19 protein-coding genes and 1 pseudogene are annotated in these 23,028 nt (G+C 48.7%); 12 read left to right on the top strand and 8 right to left on the bottom strand.

The genetic code is table 11. The features are described from left to right. Positions 1–268 precede the first annotated feature (268 nt). Positions 269–1,987, top strand: a complete 1,719-nt coding sequence (locus tag JFN88_RS02065) for an ABC transporter ATP-binding protein (protein ID WP_199017626.1) — start codon at positions 269–271, stop codon at positions 1,985–1,987. Positions 1,988–2,284: 297 nt separating this feature from the next. Here JFN88_RS02065 and JFN88_RS02070 read toward each other — a convergent pair whose 3' ends face one another. Further along, positions 2,285–2,872: a TetR/AcrR family transcriptional regulator gene (locus tag JFN88_RS02070; RefSeq protein WP_199017627.1), complete on the bottom strand. Its 588-nt coding sequence runs from the start codon at positions 2,870–2,872 to the stop codon at positions 2,285–2,287. Between the two features lie 362 nt (positions 2,873–3,234). Between JFN88_RS02070 and JFN88_RS02075 the strand changes: the two genes are divergently transcribed. Continuing rightward, on the top strand, positions 3,235–4,272 hold the full coding sequence (locus tag JFN88_RS02075) for an aldo/keto reductase (RefSeq protein WP_199017628.1): 1,038 nt from the start codon (positions 3,235–3,237) through the stop codon (positions 4,270–4,272). Between the two features lie 33 nt (positions 4,273–4,305). Beyond that, the gene (locus tag JFN88_RS02080) at positions 4,306–5,415 is read left to right on the top strand and encodes an NADH:flavin oxidoreductase (RefSeq protein ID WP_199017629.1); all 1,110 of its coding nucleotides are present in this window, start codon (positions 4,306–4,308) and stop codon (positions 5,413–5,415) included. A gap of 77 nt (positions 5,416–5,492) precedes the next feature. On the opposite strand, the gene JFN88_RS02085 is transcribed toward JFN88_RS02080, so the two are convergent. Continuing rightward, positions 5,493–6,464, bottom strand: coding sequence for an aldo/keto reductase (locus JFN88_RS02085; RefSeq protein ID WP_199017630.1), 972 nt, complete (start codon positions 6,462–6,464; stop codon positions 5,493–5,495). Positions 6,465–6,631: 167 nt separating this feature from the next. Continuing rightward, a complete protein-coding gene (locus JFN88_RS02090; protein WP_199017631.1) occupies positions 6,632–7,015 on the bottom strand; it encodes a PadR family transcriptional regulator in 384 nt (127 codons plus the stop codon). 392 nt (positions 7,016–7,407) lie between these two features. Here JFN88_RS02090 and JFN88_RS02095 point away from each other — a divergent pair, with 392 nt between their 5' ends. The 7 genes from JFN88_RS02095 to JFN88_RS02125 all read left to right on the top strand — a co-directional run bounded on the left by JFN88_RS02095 (position 7,408) and on the right by JFN88_RS02125 (position 15,603). Further along, complete coding sequence (locus JFN88_RS02095; protein WP_199017632.1) at positions 7,408–9,147, top strand: CocE/NonD family hydrolase; 1,740 nt, start codon at positions 7,408–7,410, stop codon at positions 9,145–9,147. Positions 9,148–9,162: 15 nt separating this feature from the next. Further along, the gene (locus JFN88_RS02100; RefSeq protein ID WP_199017633.1) at positions 9,163–9,876 is read left to right on the top strand and encodes an HAD family hydrolase; all 714 of its coding nucleotides are present in this window, start codon (positions 9,163–9,165) and stop codon (positions 9,874–9,876) included. Then, positions 9,873–11,495, top strand: coding sequence for an ABC transporter substrate-binding protein (locus JFN88_RS02105; protein WP_332908417.1), 1,623 nt, complete (start codon positions 9,873–9,875; stop codon positions 11,493–11,495). The genes JFN88_RS02100 and JFN88_RS02105 overlap by 4 nt, the downstream gene beginning before the upstream one ends. 115 nt (positions 11,496–11,610) lie before the next feature. After that, the gene (locus JFN88_RS02110) at positions 11,611–12,543 is read left to right on the top strand and encodes an ABC transporter permease (protein ID WP_332908419.1); all 933 of its coding nucleotides are present in this window, start codon (positions 11,611–11,613) and stop codon (positions 12,541–12,543) included. A 56-nt stretch (positions 12,544–12,599) separates the two neighbouring features. After that, complete coding sequence (locus tag JFN88_RS02115) at positions 12,600–13,409, top strand: ABC transporter permease (RefSeq protein WP_199017634.1); 810 nt, start codon at positions 12,600–12,602, stop codon at positions 13,407–13,409. Positions 13,410–13,424: 15 nt separating this feature from the next. Then, positions 13,425–14,660, top strand: a complete 1,236-nt coding sequence (locus JFN88_RS02120; RefSeq protein ID WP_332908418.1) for an ABC transporter ATP-binding protein — start codon at positions 13,425–13,427, stop codon at positions 14,658–14,660. Continuing rightward, a complete protein-coding gene (locus JFN88_RS02125; RefSeq protein ID WP_199017635.1) occupies positions 14,620–15,603 on the top strand; it encodes an ABC transporter ATP-binding protein in 984 nt (327 codons plus the stop codon). The genes JFN88_RS02120 and JFN88_RS02125 overlap by 41 nt, the downstream gene beginning before the upstream one ends. A gap of 14 nt (positions 15,604–15,617) precedes the next feature. Here the strand turns inward: JFN88_RS02125 and JFN88_RS24750 are convergent, their stop codons facing one another. Further along, complete coding sequence (locus JFN88_RS24750) at positions 15,618–16,121, bottom strand: LLM class flavin-dependent oxidoreductase (protein ID WP_199017652.1); 504 nt, start codon at positions 16,119–16,121, stop codon at positions 15,618–15,620. Positions 16,122–16,474: 353 nt separating this feature from the next. Between JFN88_RS24750 and JFN88_RS02135 the strand changes: the two genes are divergently transcribed. After that, entirely contained in the window at positions 16,475–16,861 is a 387-nt protein-coding gene (locus tag JFN88_RS02135) for a hypothetical protein (protein ID WP_199017636.1), read from the top strand. A 695-nt stretch (positions 16,862–17,556) separates the two neighbouring features. Here the strand turns inward: JFN88_RS02135 and JFN88_RS02140 are convergent. The 4 genes and pseudogenes from JFN88_RS02140 to JFN88_RS02155 all read right to left on the bottom strand — a co-directional run bounded on the left by JFN88_RS02140 (position 17,557) and on the right by JFN88_RS02155 (position 20,576). After that, a complete protein-coding gene (locus tag JFN88_RS02140; RefSeq protein WP_233167336.1) occupies positions 17,557–17,805 on the bottom strand; it encodes a hypothetical protein in 249 nt (82 codons plus the stop codon). Positions 17,806–17,965: 160 nt separating this feature from the next. Continuing rightward, positions 17,966–19,218: pseudogene (gene ltrA / locus JFN88_RS24755) on the bottom strand (group II intron reverse transcriptase/maturase). 502 nt (positions 19,219–19,720) lie between these two features. After that, positions 19,721–20,332 (bottom strand): transposase, encoded by a 612-nt coding sequence (locus JFN88_RS02150; RefSeq protein WP_199017637.1) that lies wholly within the window; start codon positions 20,330–20,332, stop codon positions 19,721–19,723. After that, positions 20,235–20,576 (bottom strand): hypothetical protein, encoded by a 342-nt coding sequence (locus JFN88_RS02155; protein ID WP_199017638.1) that lies wholly within the window; start codon positions 20,574–20,576, stop codon positions 20,235–20,237. The genes JFN88_RS02150 and JFN88_RS02155 overlap by 98 nt, the downstream gene beginning before the upstream one ends. A gap of 433 nt (positions 20,577–21,009) precedes the next feature. Here JFN88_RS02155 and JFN88_RS02160 point away from each other — a divergent pair, with 433 nt between their 5' ends. After that, positions 21,010–22,368 carry a fibronectin type III domain-containing protein gene (locus JFN88_RS02160; RefSeq protein ID WP_199017639.1) on the top strand — a complete coding sequence of 453 codons (1,359 nt, stop codon included), beginning with the start codon at positions 21,010–21,012 and terminating at the stop codon, positions 22,366–22,368. The last annotated feature ends 660 nt before the right edge of the window (positions 22,369–23,028 follow it).

Raw genomic sequence — 23,028 nt, forward strand, 5'->3', positions numbered from 1 at the left:
ATCCCGGCGGCCTGGAAGACTATCAATGGCAACGAGTACCATCTGAGATTTAATGAAAAGTTCGTCCTTTTTACTGTCCAGAGCGTTGACAGCAGGCGCCTAATCGTATACATTTGTACACAGATTGGTTATTCGTTTGGTACCGGAGCACAGACCGCAGGCAGGACAGCGTCCTGCCTTCTTGCATGAGCGGCAAGTCGGCAGGCTTCAGGATCAGACGAATAGAATTGGAGAATGATCAGGAAAAGAGAGAGGAGATCAGGAAGGCATGCTTCGAAGATTTTTTTCATACTATCGTCCTTATAAAGGATTATTCGTGCTCGATTTTACTTGCGCCATTATTGCCGGACTGCTCGAACTTGCTTTTCCACTGGCTGTGAGCAGATTTATTGACGAATTGCTGCCAAGCGGAAATTGGCGGATGATCGTGGTGGCAGGTATTGGACTGCTTGCCATATATGCACTCAATACCTTGTTGAATTATGTGGTCACTTACTGGGGGCATATGCTGGGGATCAACATCGAGACTGATATGCGGAGGAAAGTGTTCGACCACCTCCAGAAGCTCTCATTCCGGTTCTATGACAACAACAAGACAGGTCATTTGGTGGGTCGCGTGACCAATGATTTGAATGAGATCGGTGAGGTTGCGCACCACGGTCCGGAAGATGTTTTCATCGCGATTATGACGCTTATCGGCTCATTCTCTGTGATGGCGTATATTAATCTGGAACTGGCGCTGCTGACGTTTGTTATTATTCCGGTGATGGCTTGGCTCATTATTGTGTTCGGGGGCAAAATGACGCAAACCTATCGCCGCCTGTTCGGCAATGTCGGCAGCTTCAATGCTCGAATTGAAGAAAATGTGGGCGGAATTCGCGTGGTTCAGTCGTTCGCAAACGAAGAGCATGAAAAAAAGCTGTTCGCCAAGGACAACCAGAATTTCCGTGAAACGAAGCTGATGGCCTACAAAACGATGGCGAAAAGTTTGTCCATCAATTACATGCTGATGCGTTTGATTACGGTCTTTGTTATGATCTGCGGTGCTTGGTTCTTTATTAACGGCAAGCTGGAGCTTGGGGAATTTATGGCATTTTTGCTGCTGTCCAATATCTTCTTCCGTCCAATCGAGAAAATCAACGCCGTCATCGAGAGCTATCCAAAGGGAATCGCCGGATTCAAGCGTTATGTCGAGCTTCTGGATACAGAACCGGATATCGTGGATGCAAAGGATGCGACCGAGGCCAAGTCATTAAGCGGAGACATTCGCTTCAACAATGTGACCTTCGGTTATGAGCAGGGCAGAGATATTTTAAAAAGCATTAACTTGTCCATTCGTGCCGGGGAGACCATAGCTTTCGTTGGTCCGTCCGGAGCGGGCAAAACAACGATCTGCAGCCTGCTGCCGCGGTTTTATGATGTGGATAAGGGCAGCATTACAGTCGATGGCAAAGACATTCGCAAGCTCAAGCTGCAGTCGCTGCGCAAAAATATCGGGATTGTCCAGCAGGATGTGTTCCTGTTCTCCGGTACGATCAGGCAGAATATCGCCTATGGCGACTTGAAGGCTACCGATGAGCAAATCTGGGAGGCTGCGCGGCGGGCATCCTTGCTGGACATGATCAAGCAGCTTCCAGATGGCATGGATACGGTCATCGGGGAACGCGGGGTCAAGCTCTCTGGCGGTCAGAAGCAACGGATGGCAATCGCCCGCATGTTCCTCAAGAACCCGCCGATTCTGATCCTGGATGAGGCGACCTCGGCGCTCGATACAGAGACAGAGGCGATGATCCAGAAATCTTTGTCCGAACTATCCCAGGGGAGAACGACACTCGTCATCGCTCATCGTCTGGCAACAATCAAGAATGCGGACCGGATTATTGTCGTTGACGAAAGTGGCATTGCAGAGCAAGGCAGTCATCAGGAACTCATTGCTTCCGGCGGCATCTATAGCCGGCTACATCATGCACAATATCAATACAGTTAAGCTTAAAAGCTGTCCCGTAATTTTTTCGGGGCAGCTTTTTAAATAAGCATTTATAAAGTTCCTTCTATAAAATGAGGCTCAAAACCAAAATCAGTGCTTGACCATTAGCGAGGGAATCGGGTTTTAAAGGCGACCACGATCGTTTCTCCAGAATTCCTTTGCCCCTTCGCTGCTTTCTCCTGTCTGTCAAACACTGTTTTTTAGGTTGAGCCTAAAATGTGCTTATATTTTCACCACGAAATGAAGTTTCTCCGTCAAAGGACGGCAAAGCCGTTTACGCTTGTGCAGCGATAATGCCTAGCCCAGGAATGAAAGGGCCACGTTAGAGACGCTTTGCAGCGCCGCGCGGTCGGTCGCTGTTTTGGCCATCGTATACAGACCGTGTCTGGTATTGACTAAAAATCTCGCCAAATCACGCACGCTATGCTTGCTGGCGAGATTGCCGTTAGGTTGCGCTCGCTGCAGCAAATCGCAAAAACTTGATTCCAGCTTCAAATTGAAGGCTTCTACATGACTCGCTATGTTCGCGTCGAAAGCTGCCAGATCCATTGCCGTGTTTGTCATGAAGCATCCCTTTAGACCTTTCTCATTTTCATTCAAGGCCCAGTCAATCGTTTGCTCAAAAAATAATCTTAATATTTCCTTCGGATCGCCGGGGCAGTTCAGTCGCTCCGCCACGAATTTGTAACTGCTCTGTTGAAAACGATTCAAACAAGCCAGAAACAATTGATACTTATCGCCAAATGTATCGTAAAGGCTGCCCCGATGGACGTTGGTGTATGCAACCAGATCGGCAATGGAGGTACGTTCATAACCTTTGGCCCAAAACAGTTCCATTGCTTTCTCCAGCACCTGATTCTGATCAAATTCTCTTGGTCGTGCCATCTGCGCCTCCTGTTTTTCTTTTATCATACCCGTTTAAGAATGATCAGTAAACAATAATTAATGCTTATCTCCAGGCAGGCGGGGAACGCTACAGGGCAGAGGATTGTTCCGATCGCTGTTAAAGCCCGATTCCTTGATTTGAAGGTTAGGCCAAAAATTTTATTCAAAAAACATACTTGACTGACCGTTCTTAAATCAGGTATAGTCATTGCGAGACGTAATGCAGTTTGCATTTTAGATTAAGAATGATTATTCTTAAATTACAGTTGATTTAATGAAGGCTTGTTGATGCTCAGAAATTGGTCTGTTTGTGGTCAGTTCGCAAGTCTCGTCACAGTCACGATTGTTAAGGAGTGGTGAAGGTGGAATATCGGCTTCTGGGGCGTACAGGCTTGAAGATTAGCAGTTATACGCTCGGTACAGGTAATTTCGGGGAATGGGGAAACGCGAATACGGAGGATTGTATTCGGATCGTTGATGCTGCGCTCGAAAAAGGAGTTAACATCATCGATACGGCTGATGTTTATTCGGCTGGACGTTCTGAGGAGATTGTCGGTGAAGCCCTCAAGGGCCGCCGGGAGCAAATTATACTGGCAACTAAAGTGGGTAATCCGATGGGGAAAGGGCTGCATGAAAGAGGAAATTCCCGGCTGTGGATCAGGCGTGCGGTCGAGAATAGTCTGCGCAGGCTCCAAACGGATTACATTGATCTGTACCAGCTCCATCGGCCTGACCTGAATACGGATCTTGAGGAAACGCTGGATGTGCTGACGGACTTGGTTCGCGAAGGGAAAATTCGTTATTTTGGCTCTTCCACTTTTCAAGCCTGGCAACTGGCAGAAGCACAGCGGATCAGCGATCGCCGCAACTTGCTGCGCTTCTCAAGCGAGCAACCGCCGTATTCCATTATAAATCGCGCTATCGAGCTGGATGTGCTGGAAGCGGCGCGCAAGTATGAACTGGGTATTCTAATATGGAGCCCAATGTCCGGGGGGCTGCTCTCCGGCAGATATACGCAAGGCGAGAAAGCGCCAGAAGGCTCGCGAGCCCAGAAGTTTCAGGGACATTTTATGGGTAAAATTGTCGACCCAACACGTGAGGAAAACAAGGTCAAGTTTGAGGTGATCAAACAGCTTCAGACAATTGCCAATGACGCGGGCCTGACGCTGGGGCATATGGCGATGGCCTTTACCCAGGCGCACCCTGGGGTAACCTCTACAATTATTGGTCCGCGCACAGTGGAGCAACTGGAGGATTCGCTCCAGGCTGCAACGATAAGCTTGACGTCGGATGTTCTTGACGCTATCGACGCCATTGTGCCTCCGGGAATAACGCTCGACGATCTCGAGCGCGGATGGACTCCCGATTGGCTTGATGTCACAAGAAGACGCAGATTTTAACTGGATCGATTCAAAAACTCAGGAGGCCTTCCAATGACCATTAATTCTACAGTGCAAGCTGTTCATTCCCTGTTTCAGCCACTTACAACTGAGAAAATCAGTGTGAAAAATCGGATCGTAATGGCGCCAATGACGAGACTCTTTTCCCCTGGCGGAGTGCCTGGAGCTGATGTGGCGGCCTACTACCGTCGTCGTGCGGCCAACAGTACGGGCTTGATAATTACGGAAGGGACGACCATTAACCATCCGGCTGCTTCTAATCATGCGAATATTCCGACCTTCCACGGCGAAGCTGCCCTGAACGGATGGGCTCAGGTAGTGAAGGAAGTTCACGAAGCAGGCGGAAAAATTATTCCTCAAATTTGGCATGTGGGAACAGCCCGGAAGCAAGGCGACCCTGTATCCAATCCCGAGGTTCTTCCGGTAGGTCCGTCTGGATTGAATGTAAAAGGAGACGAAACAGGCAAAGCTCTGACAGAAGCGGAAATCGCGGATATTGTACAGGCTTTTGCACAGGCTGCAGCCGATGCGAAGCGGATTGGCTTTGACGGGGTGGCCCTGCACGGGGCGCATGGTTATCTGATTGACCAGTTTTTCTGGGAAGTCACCAACAAACGTACAGACCGCTATGGCGGCGATATCGCTGGCCGCACACAGTTTGCAGTTGAAATTGTAGAGGCCATCCGCAAGGCTGTCGGGCCAGACTTTCCAATCGTGCTGCGCATATCACAATTCAAGCAGGAAGCATATGCCGCCAAGCTTGCCAATAACCCTGAGGAGCTGGAACAATTCCTGGCGCCACTCGTCAAGGCAGGCGTAGATATCTTCGATTGCTCGGCACGCCGTTTCTGGGAGCCGGAATTCGAGGGATCGCCTTTAAGCTTTGCCGGATGGGTGAAGAAGCTGAGCGGCAAACCGGTCATTACAGTAGGCTCCGTCGGGCTTAATGTAGACATGACCGGGCAGCATACGGAAGACTCCAAGATCGAGACATTGATCGAGAAGCTGGATAACCAGGAATTTGATCTTGTAGCTGTTGGCCGCGCTTTGCTGGCTGACCCGGAATGGGTTGAGAAAATTCGTACCGGCCGCGATGAAGAGACCCTTCCTTACACCAGGGAGTCCGTAGCCACGCTTTATTAATCACTGCCATATCCATAAATATGAACCGGCTGTCTCTCGATATAGATGAGGACAGCCGGTTTTTGCATGGGTTTCATTTATGGCAAGCGGTAAACGGCAAAAGGTTTGCCATGGCGGAACGGTTCGCTAATGGCATCCAGCTCATCCTTCTGCTCCTGACTTAGCACAAGCGCGGTGCTTTGCAGATTTTCCTCAAGCTGCTCCGTACGCGTAGCGCCGACAATAACAGTAGAGACGGCAGGGCGGTCTATTAGCCAGGCAAGCGAGAGGGTGCTTGGCGTCGTGCCGTATGCTTCTGCGAGTCTGCTGACCTGCTGTCCAAGCTGAATGTTCCTCTCTTCCAGGAAGCGGTTAAAGCCTGGGTCTGTGCTCGCTCTGGATGCAGCCGGAATGTCCCTGCTGCCGTACTTGCCGCTCAAGATACCGCCTGCCAGCGGGAAATAAGGGATAATGCCAAGTCCCTGATCCAGACATAACGGAACCAGTTCCTGCTCAATTGTACGATCAGCCAGCGAATAGCTGTTTTGGGTGGAGGTATAGCGAATGAAGCCCTTATAATCACTGATGCCAAGCGCTTTCATCAGTTCCCATGCGGCATAGTTGGAGGCGCCGATATAACGGACCTTTCCTGAGCTTACCATATCATCGAGTGTGCGAAGCGTTTCCTCCAGCGGGGTGTACGGATCAAATGTATGAATCTGATACAAGTCGACGTAATCCGTCTTCAGACGGCGAAGGCTGCTTTCCAGTTCCTGCTGCAAATGAAACCGTGAAGAGCCGCGGTCATTGGGGCCTTGCCCGTTGATTAGCCCGGCCTTGGTGGTCAGGACGGCGCTCTGACGTCGGCCGCTCAGTGCTTCTCCGATAATCCGCTCCGACTCTGAACCAGCATAAATATTGGCGGTATCAATGAAATTAATGCCACTGTCCAGCGCTTGATGAATGATCCGGATTGATGTTGCCTCATCGGCTCGTTTTCCGAAGGCATTCGTGCCAAGTCCTAGTACGGACACGTTCATTCCGCATCTTCCAAGCTGGCGATATTCCAATTTAATCGTCCCCTTTGTTGAATGTCAGGCAAGGCCTGCGTGAGAGATTCTTCCGATCGCTATTGTTCCCGAATTTCTGCAACTTTTAAAATTGTACTATACAACGGAAAGGGGAATCCAGTACACTACGAAATGCTAGTTAAGAAGTAGATCGAATCACAAGAAGGTTACACTTGATGCTTCTTTATTGTATTCTCGAACAGCTTGTACACCTTAAGAGCCAGAGCGACGCGTTCGGGAAGATCACGCTGAAGCTGTCTGAAGTATTCGAGGCCCGAGTCCGTGATTTCATAAAACCGGTTATAACGGTTGTCGTCATCCCATTGACTGGCGGCATGGCCTTTCTCAGCAAGTTTCTTCAAGCGCTGAGCGAGGTAGGAGTCGTTGACGCCGACGCCTTGCAGCGCCGTTGTAATTACACGATCCAGCTGTTTTCCATAACGGCGCCCGTTTTGCAGCTCAGCCAGAACAAGAAAATCAATGACATGCTGGACTTTGACCACATGGCCGAGTGACGATTCTTTCTCAATATCCGTATCGTAATCCTTCATCGTTCATAACCTCCTTCGGCAGTTCCTGTTTTGTGGATAGACAGTGTTTATTTGAGTCTTATTATAACATAATTGACCAATATACGTGACATAATTATACGTGTTTGCACGCATTAATATTCAAAACAAATGTTATTTAGACACCTATACGAAACCTGCGACACAACTTTATCTAGTTACTCATTTATACCATTGCTTAAAAGGGAAAGAAAGACCCTGAATTATAAACTCCTCTCAAAAAAGAGTTGACGTCGAACGGAAAGAAATGGTAATATCTCTCCATAAAACCAACTAATTTAATGGGAATAGTCATATTGACCGGTAAACCGGAGATGTGCTGTGCGAGCAGTGCATCTCCTTTTTGAGTTCGATGAAGGGGGAAAGAGACAGCGATGGCAAGTCAGAACAGAATCGAAGACATCCTGATCGAGCGGAATGTGCCCGTAGTCATGCGCGACGGCGTCAAGCTGTATGCGGACATCTATCGGCCTGATACGGCTGATCGCTATCCCGTGCTGCTCATACGCACGCCCTACAACAAAGAAGATGCACAGACGATGAACTATGCCCACCCTGCCTGGTACGCGCGTCACGACTATGTCGTGATTGCCCAGGATACTCGAGGAAGGTGGTCATCCGAAGGGGATTTTCATCCATATGACCATGAAGCCGAGGACGGCTACGATACGGTCGAATGGGCGGCAGCACTTCCATTTGCACTGCCACGTGTAGGCATGTATGGATTTTCGTATGTCGGCGCTGCCCAACTGCTGACTGCGGCGGCGCATCCGCCAGCGCTCACATGCATCGTACCGGCAATGATAGGTTCGGATGCCTATCAGGGCAAGGTGTATCGCAATGGTGCTTTCGCGCTTGCCTGCAACTTGTCCTGGGTGCTATTTGTCAGTCAGGACACCGCATTGCGACAAGGGAGAGGCGAATGGGCTTCCGAGATTTCGGCCCGTTATGCAGCAGCAACTGCGCTCTACAAGCATCTTCCATTGACGGAGACGCCCGGTATAATCGGAGAGCTTGCTCCTTACTACAAGGAATGGCTAGATCACCCGTTGCGTGACGATTACTGGCGAAAGCATTCGATCAAGGAGCAGTATGATCAGATCGGCGTGCCTGCGTTGCACTTGGCAGGCTGGTACGATATTTTCCTTGATGGCACGATTGAGAATTTTGGCGGATTGCGCCAGCTGGCATCGAGCAGCGAGGCAAGAGAGCATCAATATTTGATAGTTGAACCCTGGTTCCATATGCCATGGTCCAGGTATGTCGGCGAACTCGACTTTGGGTCAGAGGCTGACAACCGGATTGACCAGCTTCAACTGCGGTGGTTCGACCGCTGGCTCAAGGGAAAGGAAGCAAGTTGGGATGGAGTTGCCCCTGTACAGTATTTTTTGATGGGTGCGAACCGTTGGGAGCAGTCTCCACAGTGGCCGCCTGCCGACGCGGTGCAAGTTCCCTATTATTTGCACAGCAAAGAAAGAGCCAATTCTATTAACGGGGACGGCAGTCTGTCGCCTGAACCTCCCTTGCAGGAGCAGCCGGATCTATTCGTCTATCATCCGTCAATCCCGGTTCCGGCGTTAGGCGGCCGATCGGGCGCAGTACCTGATTTGACGCCTATGGGGCCGAAGAATCAGCTTCCGATCGAGATCCGCAACGATGTGCTGGTCTATACGTCAGCGCCTCTTGCTGAGGATACAGTCATCGCCGGTGAAATCAAGGTTGTGCTGTATGCAGCGACATCGACAGAGGATACCGACTTCGTCGCCAAGCTTGTAGACGTCTATCCCGATGGTTCAGCTTATAACATTGCAGAAGGCATCATACGCGCTTCATGCCGCAACTCTCTGGAGAAGCAGGAAGCTGTAGAGCCCTGGAAGGTCATCCGCTATGAAATATCGCTCGGCTCGACCGCCATTCTGCTCAAGAAGGGTCATGCAATCCGTCTGGATGTGACCAGTTCATTGTTCCCGACATTCGATCGCAATCCGAATCGCATTTTGCCGCCGGGGGAGGTGAGGGAGGCAGATTTTCGTACGGCTACTCAGACCGTTTATCATGACGAGCGCTATCCGTCACACATTCTGCTGCCTGTCAGCTCATCTGCAACTACATAATCGCTTGGAGGAAGCATGAATAAATCTTACGCTTGGTTTGATCTGGGCTATACCCTGGTTTACTTGCCCAGAGAACAAGGATTTCAACAATGGTTGCAGGAGAAGGGCATTCACCGGGATATCGGACAAATCGAGCGCGCCTATCATCTGACAGACAAACTGTTTATGCGCCAGTACCCCGGCGTGCTGGGAAAAGCGCAGGAGACTTTTTTCCCCTGGTATCTGGGGCTGCTTAATTATGAGCTTGGCGTCCATGTTGGTCTACATGAGCAGCATCAGCGGCTGACCGCCATTGGGAAGGAGCAGGGCCACGACTGGCGGGCCTTCCCCTTTACTGTTCAAGTGCTGCAAGAGCTTAAACGCCGTTCCATCGGCATCGGCCTGATCAGCAATTGGGACCATACAGCGCGCCGTGTATTGGATGAGAATGGATTGACGCCATTTTTTGATCATATTGTCATTTCATCCGAAGCAGGAGAAGAGAAACCATCGCGTAAAATTTTCGATTATTCCCTCCGTCTGGCAGGAGTAACCCCGAGTGAATGCATCTATGTCGGAGACAATTACTATGACGATGTTGCAGGCAGCGCAAAGGCTGGCCTTGACTCAATACTGGTCAATCGATTTGGCCGACTGGGCATTGAGGAGATCCAGCATGACCTGACTGTTCATTCTATTGAGGAAATTCCATCGCTCTTAACGAGTGCCTATAGGAGGAGAAGTCTGTGAAACCAACTGTCAAATCCAAATCCGCCCGCTATCTGCTGCAGATAAGCGTTAGCCTGCTTGCACTTGTCATGCTGGCTGCCTGTGCCGGGGGAAATACGGGGAACAAAAACAATGCTGCCAAAGCCGCCAATCCGCCGGCATCATCCAATGAAACGGACAAAGTGGACAAAAAAGAAGATACGCCGGCCGAAGGGGATAAAATCGAAGGGGGAAATGCTGTCGTCATCGTCCCTCAAGACCCGGATTATCTCGACCCTCACCTGGCTGTCGCTGCCGGGACGACAGAAATTATGTTCAATGTTTTCGAAGGATTGCTGAAGCCGAATGAAAAAGGCGAACTCTACCCGGCGGTTGCCGAGTCCTATGAGATTTCACCGGATGGACTGGCGTATACGTTCAAGCTTCGCTCCGGTGTTAAATTCCACAACGGCAACCCGGTCAAGGCTGAGGATGTGAAATATTCTTACGACCGTCTGGCAGGTGCAGATACAGGCAAGCCGCTCAATGTCAGTTTTGCCGGTATAGCGAATATTGAGACTCCCGACGAATCGACCGTTGTATTCAAACTGAAGGAGAATAATTCATCTTTCCTCACGGCATTGACAGCAGCAATTATTCCAAAGGATTATGCCGACAGCAACACGAAACCAATCGGCACCGGGCCGTTCAAGTTCAAGGAATATTTGCCTGGCCAGCGGCTTGTTGTAGAAAAGAACGAAACCTACTATGTCAGTGGAATTCCATCGCTCGATAAAGTCGAGTTCCGCATTATACCGGACCAGGAAGCAGGATTCCTGACATTCAAATCCGGAGAGGCCGATATCTACCCGAGAATCGGAACAGAAAAGCTGGAAGAGCTTGGCGACAGCTACCAGGCTGTCAGCGGACCGCAAAATCTGGTGCAAGTGCTGGTGTACAATATTGCGAAAAAACCGTTCGATGACATTCGGGTACGCCAGGCTATCAATCACGCGGTCAACAAGGATGAGCTGATTCAAGGCGTAGCGATTGGCCGTGGCATCAAACTAGGCTCCCATCTCAGTCCGATTATGAAGCATTATTTCCAAGAAGGGCTGGAGGATCTGTACGCTTATGATGCAGATAAAGCGAAAGCATTGCTCGCTGAGGCTGGACATGCTGACGATATTTCCATCAAACTGTCGGTTCCGTCCAATTACGCGTTCCATGTATCGACGGGAGAAGTGATTGCACAGCAATTGTCCAAGGTAGGTATCAAAGTAACGATTGAGCCGGTGGAATGGGCAGTATGGCTGGAGCGCATCTATAAAGGCCGGGATTACGAGGCGACAATTATTGGCTTTGACGGCAAGCTCAACCCTTATGATATCTTGAACAAGTATTTATCCGACTCGTCGAATAATTTCTTTAACTACAACAGCCCTGAATTCGACAAAACGTTGACAGCTACGGTGACTGAGGTAGATGCCGCCAAACGTACAGACTTGTTCAAGCAGGCGCAGACCATACTGGCCAAGGACGCGGCAGCGGTGTACATTATGGACCCTTACTTGAATGTTGCTCTCAAGCCGAAGCTCCAGGGCTACAAGCAATATCCGCTTTATGTGCAGGATTTGTCCACCGTCTATTGGACGAAGTAAGGGGAAGACGTTCTCAGAAGCAGCGGCCGGAAGTCCAAGCTTGATTCAAGCTCGGGCGGCCGGCACGCGCGTTTACGCCGTGCAATCAGATAGCAAGGAAGGGGAGGTGCCTAAAGTGTTCGTAGCGCGGCGAATGCTGACTCTTGTTCTTACGTTGCTCTTCGTCATTCTGCTGACCTTCCTGGCCTTTCGGATTATCCCCGGCAATCCGGCGCATACGATCCTTGGCATGGATGCGTCCCCGGAGCAGATCGCAGAGCTGGAACAGAAGCTCGGGCTCGGAGGACCGCTGCATGAGCAGTTTTTTAGCTGGATCGGCGGCGTGCTGCAATTTGATTTCGGACAATCGCTGCGATTTTCCGAACCGGTGCTTGATTTGATCGTCAGTCGGCTCCCTGTGACATTCTCATTAGCTGTTCTGACATTGTTCATTACAATAATCGTATCTGTTCCGCTGGGCATTGCTGCCGCCAGAGCCAGAGGGAAGGCCGTGGATCTGATCATTTCGATTGGCACACAGTTGGGGCTTGCCATCCCATCCTTCTGGTCAGGCATTCTGCTTATTCTCGTCTTTGGACTTATGCTGAAATGGTTCTCGGTCAGCGCTTATGTGCCCTGGTCGGAAAATATATGGTTGTCTCTCAAATCGCTGACACTTCCGGCAATTGCGCTGGCGATCCCGCAAATTGCAATTGTCGTGCGGTATCTGCGGACAACGATGCTCGAGCAGCTAGGGGAGGATTATGTACGAACGGCTCATAGCAAAGGCCTTAAGAACAGTTCCGTCTATTACCGGCATGTGCTCAAAAACGCGCTTATTCCCGTCATCACGGTAATCGGGGTTAATTTTGGGGAGATATTGGCCGGCAGCCTTGTCATTGAACAGGTGTTCACCCTTCCCGGTATGGGGAGGCTGCTCATTACAGCGATTGGAAATCGGGATTTTCCGCTTGTCCAGGGCATGGTGCTGCTCATTGCATTAATCGTAATTACTGTGAATCTGATCGTTGATCTGTCATACCGGTGGCTTAATCCGAAAATCCGGTGAGTGTATATAATAGCCCATAATCTAAATTACCTTACAAATAGGGGGCGCTCGTCCCGATGAAAAGCAAAACAAAATCAACGCTTTGGATTGGCATTGTGCTGGTCGCGATCCTGTTTGCGATGATGATCATCAGCTTTGTCTATCTCCCGCATGATGTGAATGAAATGAATATACAGTCCCGGCTGCAAGCGCCGGGAGACGTCCACTGGTTCGGAACAGATAATTTCGGACGGGATATTTTCAGCAGAGTGATGGAAGCATCAAGGACGGCATTTGCAGTCGGCCTCGTATCCGTCGCCATTGGGTTGACTGGCGGTTTCGTTATAGGCGCAACAGCCGGATATGTCGGTCGCTGGGCAGACGAGACACTCATGCGCATCGTAGATGCGCTGCTCGCTTTTCCCGGAATCCTGCTGGCGCTCATTCTCGTTACGGTCTTTGAACCAAGCCTGTTCCAGACGATGATAGCCATCGGCATCTTGTCCATCCCGAATTTTGCGCGCGTCATTCGCAGCGGCTTTCTCCAATTCAAGCAGGCAGAATTCGTCAGGGCGGCGCGCGGTCTTGGAGCCGGGCACGGCACGCTTATATTTCGGCATATGATGCCGCATGTGATTTCTCCCGTCATCGTTGCCGCTTCGCTCAGCTTCTCGACCGCCATTCTGGTGGAAGCCGCTTTAAGCTATCTGGGGCTTGGCGTGCAGCCGCCCGATCCAAGCTGGGGACGAATGCTCAATGAATCGCAAAGCTATATCAGCAAAGCGCCCTGGTTCGCGCTTGCTCCGGGGCTGTTCATCACGCTGACTGTGCTCGGTTTCAATCTGCTTGGAGACGGCATTCGCGACTTGCGGGACCAACGAGCCTAAGGAGGAGAAACCCAGGTGCTGAAATTACCTAAAAAGAAAGAACGGTCAGCCGTTCAAAGCTTAAAAGAAAAAGAGTCGGCATGGATGGAGTACGGTATGCCTGAACGTTTTCTTTCAAGCTTTGGCGAACATGAACAGGCGCTGCCGGATTTGCAGGATTCCTCGGAGTCGGAGCCAAGGGCCCAACAGAACATGAAGGAGAAGCCACGTCCTCAACGCAACTCATCCGCCTCCGCAGAACCATTGCTAGATATTCGCGGTCTGGAGGTGCAGCTAAATGGAAGGGACCCGCTTACCGTTATTGACAGCATTGATCTAACGGTCCATCAAGGTGAAATTATTGGCATCGTAGGAGAATCCGGCTGTGGCAAAAGCGTGCTGTCTCTAGCCATCATGGGACTGCTCGCCAAGGACATGCACATTCATGACGGAGAGATCTGGTACGACGAGAAGCCGGTGCATCAATTGACCGCCGAGCAGGTTCGCAAATTAAGGGGCAAAGAACTGGCCATGATTTTCCAAGACCCGCTCACTTCGCTCAATCCGTCCTTGACCGTTGGGCAGCAAATTACTGAGATGCTGCGTCTGCATCTGAAATATACGAAGAAGCAGGCGAAGGAGGAAGCTCTCCGGCTGCTCCAGCGGGTAGGGCTGCCAAAACCGGAGGCACTGCTGAAAGCCTATCCCCATCAGTTATCCGGCGGCATGCGCCAGCGTGTCATGATCGCAATTGCGCTGAGCTGCGGCCCCAGACTGCTCATTGCCGATGAACCGACAACTGCGCTGGATGTGACCATTCAGGCAGATATTCTGGATTTGCTGCGGCAAATTCGCGATGAGGACCAGACTTCTATTTTGTTCATCTCCCATGATCTTGGTGTTATTGCCGAACTATGTGACCGGATTGCCGTCATGTACGCCGGACAAATCGTGGAGCAGGGGACGGCAAACGAGCTGTTCGATGCTCCCAAGCATCCGTATACGGTCGGATTGCTGCAATCTATCCCCTCACCAGACAAAAAACATGAACGGCTGTACGCCATACCCGGCGCTGTGCCAGCACTTCATAATCGGAACGAGGGCTGCAGATTCTATTCCCGATGCCAGCTGGCAACCGAGATTTGCCGCATGCACCAGCCCGCATTGGTCGGAATGGGAGGACAGCATCGTGTACGGTGCTTCGCAGCCGAGCAGGAAGGGGGAATAAGCCATGGCGATTCAGCTCGAGCCACAGAGACAGCCATTAGTTGAAATCGATCAGCTTCAGATGCATTATCCGCTTGGCAGTATATGGGGAAGCAAACAGACCTTGAAGGCGGTTGATGGCATATCGCTCCATATCCGCAAGGGAGAAACACTCGGACTTGTCGGGGAAAGCGGCTGCGGCAAGTCGACTGTCGGACAGCTCACGGCGAGATTGCTGGAGCCGACAGGCGGACGGCTTTTCTACAAAGGCGAGGATTTGCAAAAACTAAGGTCTGGTCGTGACAATCAGCTGCGCAAGCAAATTCAGTATGTGTTCCAGGACCCGTATACGTCCATGAACCCGAAGCATATAATTGCCGCCCTGCTGGAGGAGCCGCTTCGCATTCACCGTATCGGTACACGTCCTGAGCGAAAGGCGAAGGTACGCGATATGCTGAAGCAAATCGGGTTAAATGAATCCTATGAATTCAGGTATATTCATGAGTTGAGCGGGGGACAGAGACAGCGGATCGGCATTGCGAGAGCGCTTATGCTTCAGCCGGAATTTCTTATTCTGGATGAGCCCGTATCCGCGCTTGACGTATCGGTTCAGTCGCAAATTTTGAATTTGCTCAAAGATTTGCAGCAACAATTTTCATTGACCTACCTGTTCATCTCTCATGACCTGAATGTCGTCCATTACATGAGCGACCGTGTAGCAGTCATGTATTTGGGCAAAATCGTGGAATTGGCAGATGTGAACGATCTGTATACGTCCCCGCTGCATCCCTATACGAGAGCGCTCGTATCTGCCATCCCGGCGAAGCACAGAGGGCAAAGGCAAGAGCGAATCAGGCTTCAAGGGGAGATTCCGAGTGCTTCCGCTACGCCTTCCGGCTGCGCTTTTCACACCCGCTGCCCATTTGCAGTGGAACGCTGCCGCCGGGAGACGCCGACTTTACGTCTGATTCGGCCGGGAAGAAGGGTGAGCTGCCACTTGCATGAGTAGAGAAAATCAGCCGCTTAAGCTCGTTGTATAAAAGTATCGCCTTCATACTCGCTGCGGACAAGCCCTCTTGATTGCAGGATAGGTACAACCAGGTCCACGAAATCCTCCAACCCGTCAGGCAGCGACGGGGCCATCAGCATAAAGCCGTCGGTTGCTTCCTCCCGAAACCAGCGCTCCAGCGTATTGGCAATTTTGTCTGGTGTTCCAACCAGCTCATCACGGCTGAATGCGCCTGTAAGCATGGAATATAACTCCCGCAGCGTCGGATTGTCCCTGACGATGACAGGGTGGTGTTTTTGAAAATCGGGGAAGCTGTGTTCCAGATGTTCCTCAGCGCCAAAATTCCGGGTTGGATTGCCGGATAAATCCCTAGTCGTAACAATATTCCAGCCGGCTCGTCCTTTGCTGATATGGTCAACTGACATTAGCAAGCGCGCCAAATTGAATGGCTCTATATAGGAGGTTGAGGCGGTAGCGACAAGTCCAATCCTGGAGGTTGCGCCTGCCAGAGCAGCAATGGGTGATCAGTCAACGGGACTGCACCTAAGTGAGACAAATCAAAACACCTTCAAGATAATCCATCTGCATCGGAAGATGTGAGGGGCAAACTTGGGGTGTTTTGCGTTAAGAAGACACTGACTACACGGGTATCGAGCATCTCGTTAGAAAATGATTGTTTCTGCCAAAACAATAATTCTTTACTTTGGGAAAATAATTCAGATATGATTAGGTAAGGGAGTGTGATTTTATGAGCATGATCATTTAAGGGAAGAATGCTGCTTGAGGCAAGAGAAATGAGCATTGCTGATTTAGCCGATAGATTAGAACCAAACAACCGGGAAAATATTACCAAAAAATAAGGGGAAATAGAATGAAGAGAATAATTCTGAGGAAGATTATATCTGCTATATTTTCAAGTGTAATTTTATCGTATTTCTTGGTACTTATTTATGGTTCTTCTTCATTTGTAGTCTATTTCACAATTTTCTGTATTGGTTATTTAATCATTGGAGTACCCTGCTCTATTGCAGCAGAATTAATTAGCTTAAGAATAAAAGGAAATATACTGGGACTGCTCATGGGGGGGATTATACATTTAATATTTGCAGGGATGGTTATCTTTTGGCTCGCGCTCAACGATCTAGAAGGATTTCCTTCTCTTATGAAATATAGCGGCGGGATAGTGTACACAGTGATTGTGGCAGCAATGGGATTATGGTTGATTGATACCATTTTTAAACATATCTTACGTAAATAAAGATCACAAGATGTCAGCAGATTTATAAGTATTACAATGTTTTGGGTCTGTAAAATAAATCCATATTATAGAGCCGTCCAGAAAGTCAGTGAAAACTGACTACTGGACATCCCTTTTGCGTTGAAATAAACATCGACGAGGAGAACGATAAAATTAAATAAGAATCAATCATTTTTTTATAAATTTTTCCTTTTATAGTATGTCACGATGATTAGGCTGGTTAAGAGGTTTGATCTCGAATAACAAAGTGATATTATGGAAATAAGAAATAAGATGGAATACATCTATATAAGTTGAACGAAAGAAAGTCAGGCCAGGCCTGCGTGTGAAAGGTTCTTCCGATCGCTGTTGTTCCCGGATTTCTTGAATGAAGAGTAGTAACAGGGGAAATTCGGGAACAAAGGCCAGCGCTCTGCTTCTCCAGAATCCTTTCACACTCCGGCTACCCGCCACCGTTTCTTAAGTACAACTTATATAGGATACGATAAATTCCTGTAATAGCAAAACCAAAAGAATTCTCTTTAAGAGAGCGGCAGATATTTTGGGAGAAAGAACTTGGGGTCTACACTTGAATAATCCAGCGATCTAAAGCCAAGTAGTATGCTCATAATTTCTCCACAATCGCTGCTATGAATTTTCCCGTTTTCATAGAGTTGAAACATTAAATTTTTAGACTCTGTTGTCAGGCCTGTTGATTATCCAGAAGCGGGTAACCGATTAAGGAATAGCAAGCGAGCAAATCGAACAAAAGAGAGCTCAGTGTGGCGGGGCAAGTCATGCTGAGCCCCATCAAACAGCCATTTGAGCAGCACAAAGACGATCAGCGCTGTGAACAATTGGCCGTAGACGGCATTTTCTGTCGTGCCAAATAGAGTAGGAATGTTCAAGTGCTGCTTGATCCAACGAAAGAAAACTTGTCGGGTAAAGGACTGGCGCGGTGTCATTGAACCCGTTTCCAGCCCCTCCCCATAAGAACTGCTCGTGAGGTTTTCCCTCAAGCAGCTCACCCAGCAAACTTCATCGAACGGGTTATGGGACCTATCGGTATGGCGAACACTTTCATCGGTACGCTGTTGCGCTTTGGAGCGGTTGGACTTTCCAGTCCTAATACAGTCCCAGCACGCCATACAGATACTCATTACTCCATCTCCGCCATCCGATGCTACTTTTTCGTCTCCGTTTCCTTCTGGTTAGCAACGTCCGAAGTTTCATCTCCGTGTAATCGCGTATTTCGCTGAATGCGTCGCTGGCGTTCCCCACGCGGAAGTAATTCACCCACCCGGCCAGTTATCGCGTTAATCTCCTTCACGATGTCTTGGGTCGGTTTTGTGCCGCCATTACGAATCGTTTCGCGGATTCGCGCTTTAGCGGCCATTCGGGCTTTCTTCTTCGGTGTCATGAGGATAAAATAGCCCGTTCCACTTCGCTTCTTCACGCGACGCAGATCAAATCCCAGAAACGCGAAGGCGTCTCCTTTCAAGGCATTGACCATGCGTGTTTTCTCCAGATTCAGTTCCACACCCAAAGGCTCCAAATGTTCCCGCAGCCGCTGTAAGGCTAATTCCGCCCATCCTCGTTTGCTGGAGTGTCCGCTCACGGTGATCAGCATATCATCTGCAAACCGATGGTAGTTGACCGCTTCGTAGGACCCTTCCGCTGTTTTCCGCCGGATGTCGTCAAACTTCCAGTCCACCTCATTCAGGTAGTAATGGTGAAAATGGGCCGCCTTGCGGCACGCCGATCTTTCCTGCTGCCTTTATGACCTGCTTCACCAGGTGCATGACCTGCGGGTCTTGGACACGCTTGGCGATCTTTCCCAACAGTACCGAGTGCCGTATGGTATCAAAGTAACGGGATAAGTCAACATCGATCACCGTCGTCATTCTTCGCATTACGCTGCGTCGTACCTCCGCTAATGCTTGATGCTGGGAGCGCTTAGGTCGGAATCCGTACGAGTTTGTGCAGAAATCCGCCTCAAATATCGCTTCCAGAATGAGTTTCAGTGCCCCTTGTACTACACGGTCTCGAATGGTTGGAATTTGCAGCGTCCGCATTTTGCCGTTGGCCTTCGGTATTTCCACTTTGCGGTTCGCCTGCGGTCGGTACGTTCCCGCTTGGAGTTCAGCTTGGATGCTTTCCAGAAACGGAATGACCCCTTCGCGTTCCACATCCGCGAAGCTTTTCCCGTCAATGCCAGGGGCACCGTTGTTTTTCTTTGCGTGCTGGTACGCTTCTTGAAGCGTGGTCATTCGGGTGATGTGCGTAAACAATCCCCAGAAGCGATGCGTAGGTTCAGCCTTCGCCTTTCGATATATCCGTCGCCTCAGTTCCTGCAAGCTGATAGGTGTTTTTGTCATGGCACCCTTGCCTCCCTTGGTCGTACGGATTTGCTTGCCGGTCCGGGCCCTTCCCTCCCCGTGCGTTTTACTGCGCACGGATCCGCGGTAGTACGGCCCGATCCGCCACCCTGGTACCTACCTGTCCCATTTCCCGATCGCGGTTATAGGAACGGCCTCCTCGGTGAGCTTTCTTCACCGGGTACCGAGGGCTTCTCCAGTTTCCACAACCTCTTTCCCTCCATATCGCGGCTGATACCCCGCCGGTGAGAACTGCGTTTCAGACGCTTTCGGTCAGTTCTTGCTGCTTTCGCGCGTTATCGACCGTCTCAGCCACCGGAATTGCGTGTAACGAGGCTACGTCTGCGTTCACTGTACGTTACAACCTGGAGTTTTGCCGACATTCCTTTCGAATGTTTGTCAGAGGGCTCCATCGGTTCACTTTCGTTCCGCGATGCCTCTCAGGCTACGGGAGTTTCGTCTTTTCCCCCGGTCGGACTTTCACCGACTAGAAGTTGTGTCCTTAGCTGGACACGCCAATTGCCCAGCGAGCTTTATACATCAGGGCGATTTGTTCCGCCGTTACTTGCATTAAATCGGTCACCACTCGGATTTCTCGTCCATCAAAGTCCCGAAAGATGATCACGCGATGACGTTTCTCGGAACGGCACTGTGGTGTTCCGAGTTGACAGGTGATATCGCGAATGATCGAAGAATCGGTGACGACTTGACGCCGCAACGCTCGTGGCTTTTCAAGATGGACATTGTCACGAAGCCGAATGACAAAAGATTGTCCCTCGATTTGGTAACGATCCAGACGCTCCAATTTGCCGTAAGCTCGGTCCATCACCATAATAAAGCTGGTATTTTCTAACGATTCACATACGGGTCCATCGTGTTTGGAGCCCACCGTTTCCGTGACTTTCAACGGTTTCCCATTTTCAGCCCGCAAGGCGACATGCAGTTTAACCGCAGCTCGCTCTCCATGATAAGGAGCCCAAGGTAAGCGTGTTTTTCCCACCGTCACGGTGGTAGAGTCAATGAGCAGCAACTCTTTTGGAAAAGCCAGTTTTCGTCTCGTTTCTCGGCTGCATTTGCAGATGAAAAAGTTCTTTAAATACAGCCAACGGTACATCAGCGGCTTTTCCCGAAAAACAGGAATAGTGAACTTCCGGCAAGCCATTACGGGCAGCATGATCCGTACCGGAACGATAACCGGACCATTCTTCACTTGCTGCGGCGCACCAATACTGCAGCAAATGATACACCGTAAATTTTCGAGCGGTGTCCACGTAGCCAACCGATTGGATAACGAGCGCGACTTCTTCAGGTGTCCGTATGGATTGAAGGATCGATGGAATCGTGATAGACTTTTTCATGGAGTCGTCACCTTTCGGTTGGTTTGTAGGGGTACAAACATTTTACCGGGTTGACGACTTTTTTGCTACCATTTAGTGGTTAATCAACGGGCCTGCTCTGTTGTATATATAAGTTGGTAAAAATCTGCATACAACAAAACGATCTGGTTTAATCCATATTTTTATATAATAAAAATTATTTTATTTATTTGGAAGGAATTTCATATAAAATGTCGAATATGTAAAACGGAATATAAGAAAGGAGCTATTCCAATAAATGAAGTAATTCGAGTTTAGAAAAACTAATTGTAGGCTGGAAGAGGTTTGCACCAATAATAACTGATTCATGAAAAAAGTGCTCAACATGTAGTATAATGCTCAAGCTGTAAAATTGAAATATTGAGATTACGTGATAGCAGCGGACGAACATTACTTTATAGAGGGAGGAAATAAATTGTTTAAGAAAATACATTTACTGTTGATTCTAACTATTCTGGTTACCTTATTTGTACAACCATTAAATTCAATGGCTCATTCAATTGCAATTAAACCTTTAACAGTACAGACAAAAAAGACTACATCTTCGATTACTTTGAGCTGGAGTCAACTTGGAAGTCACTATAAGGTTTTTAAAGAAGGTCGACTCATTGGTGAAACTAAAAAAAATACTTTTATTGATAATGGCGTCAAACCCGATGAGCTTGTAAAGTACTTTATTGCTGCTTTTGATGGAGACAAGTTAATTGAAACAGTCCGAATCTCAACTAAAGCGCAATCTGACATAAGAGAGACATTAATTAGTGGTACTCGTACAGCTCCAGATATGACAACGGAGAGTGTAGCAAGTTCAAACTACATTGTTTTAAGTTGGCCTGAAATTCCAGATGATGATTCTATTTATGAAATTTACAGAGATGGTAAATTTATAGCGAATATTTCCGGGAGAAATTTCGTGGATAGTGATTTAGCACCTAACACCACATATCGTTATAGTATCATTGGAACAAAAAAACTTAGTGAAAATGAAATCAATGCAATCAAAGAAGAAATGGACAAAAACGGTTTGTCCTACGAAGAATTGGATGAATTGGAGCATACGTATGAATCCATAAAGTTCGTTAAGACTCTTGATAATGATCCAGAGAAAAATCTTGAGAATGCACCACTTAATGAAGCAAACTTAATTACAACAAACTCTACGAGTCCTCCTTATTTTTCATTCAGATATCTAACATTTATCCCTGATTATAGAGTGGATAATCCTATCCCTGGTGGAGGTAATACTTATTTTTTGGGGAACAATCGAAACTTTAATGTTTTAGCGTTTAATAATAGTAAAACTGAACAAAACATCGATATTGAGTTTGATCAACCTAATAATTCAACTTATGGTCATCGGGTAAGAAATGATTCTACTACTCTGGTTGATGAGAATAATAATGTAATTGAAACAAGAACTGCAAATTGCACTACAAGTAACGGCGGTTTTGATTTATTTTTGTATAATCCACATAGTTTTGGAGCTAATGCAAAGAAATTTGGTGCTGGTACTGATTGTGGGATTCCATTTGGACCCTCTTTTGCTCCAAACATTAATTATGGTTATGATGGCTGGATTGAGAGAGACGGGGATTGGAGAGTAGCTGGTTCTCATGACCAAGCCCCTTCACATGAATTATATATATATAAACGCTCTACCAGTAGCTATACGACAATTTTCCAAACTTCTGCAAAAAGGAAATCAAATGGAAAAGTTGATTTTGATTATTTATGGCCGTTCATGCCAAATAAGCATTTTGATATCAGTGGCTGATTGAAGCCTTACTGTCCCATAATTAGATTTTTGGATGAATAAGAAGCAAAAATGAGTCATTAAATTGTGTGAATATGGAAAATCGAAGATTCCAGGAAAAATTTTCAGCCCTGGGGTTTGCGATTTTTGTCTTATAGTCCCCTCACTTGAGGGAGCTGTGGCAAAGATAGAACATATTAATGTATATACTATCATGTCCGTGCAGTTCCATCGCTTGAAAGTCGAATCCCGCATTATACCAGATCAGGAAGCGGCATTTTTGACGTTCAAATCCGGAGAAGCCGATATCTATCCAAGAATATATGCTGGAGCAAATCGGGCTGGATGAGTCCTGCGAATCCAGGTATATTAATGAGTTGAGCGGGGGACAGAGACAGCGGTGCGGTAGAGCGCTGCCGCCGGGAGACGCCGACCTTACGTCTGATTCGGCCGGGAAGAAGGGTGAGCTGCCACTTGCATGAGTAGGGAAAATCAGCCGCTTAAAAACAAGCAGTCCCCCTGCTTCGAGAGAGCCAGAGGAGGAGGAGGAGCTGGACAGCCATCTGGGTGGATCGGCTACACTTAGTTGGACAGAGAAGATAAGGGCTAGTAGAATGAGCAGATAAGATGAAGGAGCGGATCTACTATGCCGAAACAAAGACGTACATTTACTGCTGAATT

The sequence above is a fragment of the Paenibacillus roseus genome, assembly GCF_016424485.1.
GTDB classification, from domain to species: domain Bacteria; phylum Bacillota; class Bacilli; order Paenibacillales; family Paenibacillaceae; genus Paenibacillus_D; species Paenibacillus_D roseus.

What these genes read in the sequence shown, in the direction of transcription:
- JFN88_RS02065 (WP_199017626.1), top strand. Translation starts at nt 269, where the DNA reads ATGCTTCGAAGATTTTTTTCATACTATCGTCCTTATAAAGGATTATTC.
- JFN88_RS02070 (WP_199017627.1), bottom strand. Translation starts at nt 2,872, where the DNA reads ATGGCACGACCAAGAGAATTTGATCAGAATCAGGTGCTGGAGAAAGCA.
- JFN88_RS02080 (WP_199017629.1), top strand. Translation starts at nt 4,306, where the DNA reads ATGACCATTAATTCTACAGTGCAAGCTGTTCATTCCCTGTTTCAGCCA.
- JFN88_RS02090 (WP_199017631.1), bottom strand. Translation starts at nt 7,015, where the DNA reads ATGAAGGATTACGATACGGATATTGAGAAAGAATCGTCACTCGGCCAT.
- JFN88_RS02095 (WP_199017632.1), top strand. Translation starts at nt 7,408, where the DNA reads ATGGCAAGTCAGAACAGAATCGAAGACATCCTGATCGAGCGGAATGTG.
- JFN88_RS02100 (WP_199017633.1), top strand. Translation starts at nt 9,163, where the DNA reads ATGAATAAATCTTACGCTTGGTTTGATCTGGGCTATACCCTGGTTTAC.
- JFN88_RS02115 (WP_199017634.1), top strand. Translation starts at nt 12,600, where the DNA reads ATGAAAAGCAAAACAAAATCAACGCTTTGGATTGGCATTGTGCTGGTC.
- JFN88_RS02125 (WP_199017635.1), top strand. Translation starts at nt 14,620, where the DNA reads ATGGCGATTCAGCTCGAGCCACAGAGACAGCCATTAGTTGAAATCGAT.
- JFN88_RS02135 (WP_199017636.1), top strand. Translation starts at nt 16,475, where the DNA reads ATGAAGAGAATAATTCTGAGGAAGATTATATCTGCTATATTTTCAAGT.
- JFN88_RS02140 (WP_233167336.1), bottom strand. Translation starts at nt 17,805, where the DNA reads ATGACACCGCGCCAGTCCTTTACCCGACAAGTTTTCTTTCGTTGGATC.
- JFN88_RS02150 (WP_199017637.1), bottom strand. Translation starts at nt 20,332, where the DNA reads ATGTACCGTTGGCTGTATTTAAAGAACTTTTTCATCTGCAAATGCAGC.
- JFN88_RS02155 (WP_199017638.1), bottom strand. Translation starts at nt 20,576, where the DNA reads ATGAAAAAGTCTATCACGATTCCATCGATCCTTCAATCCATACGGACA.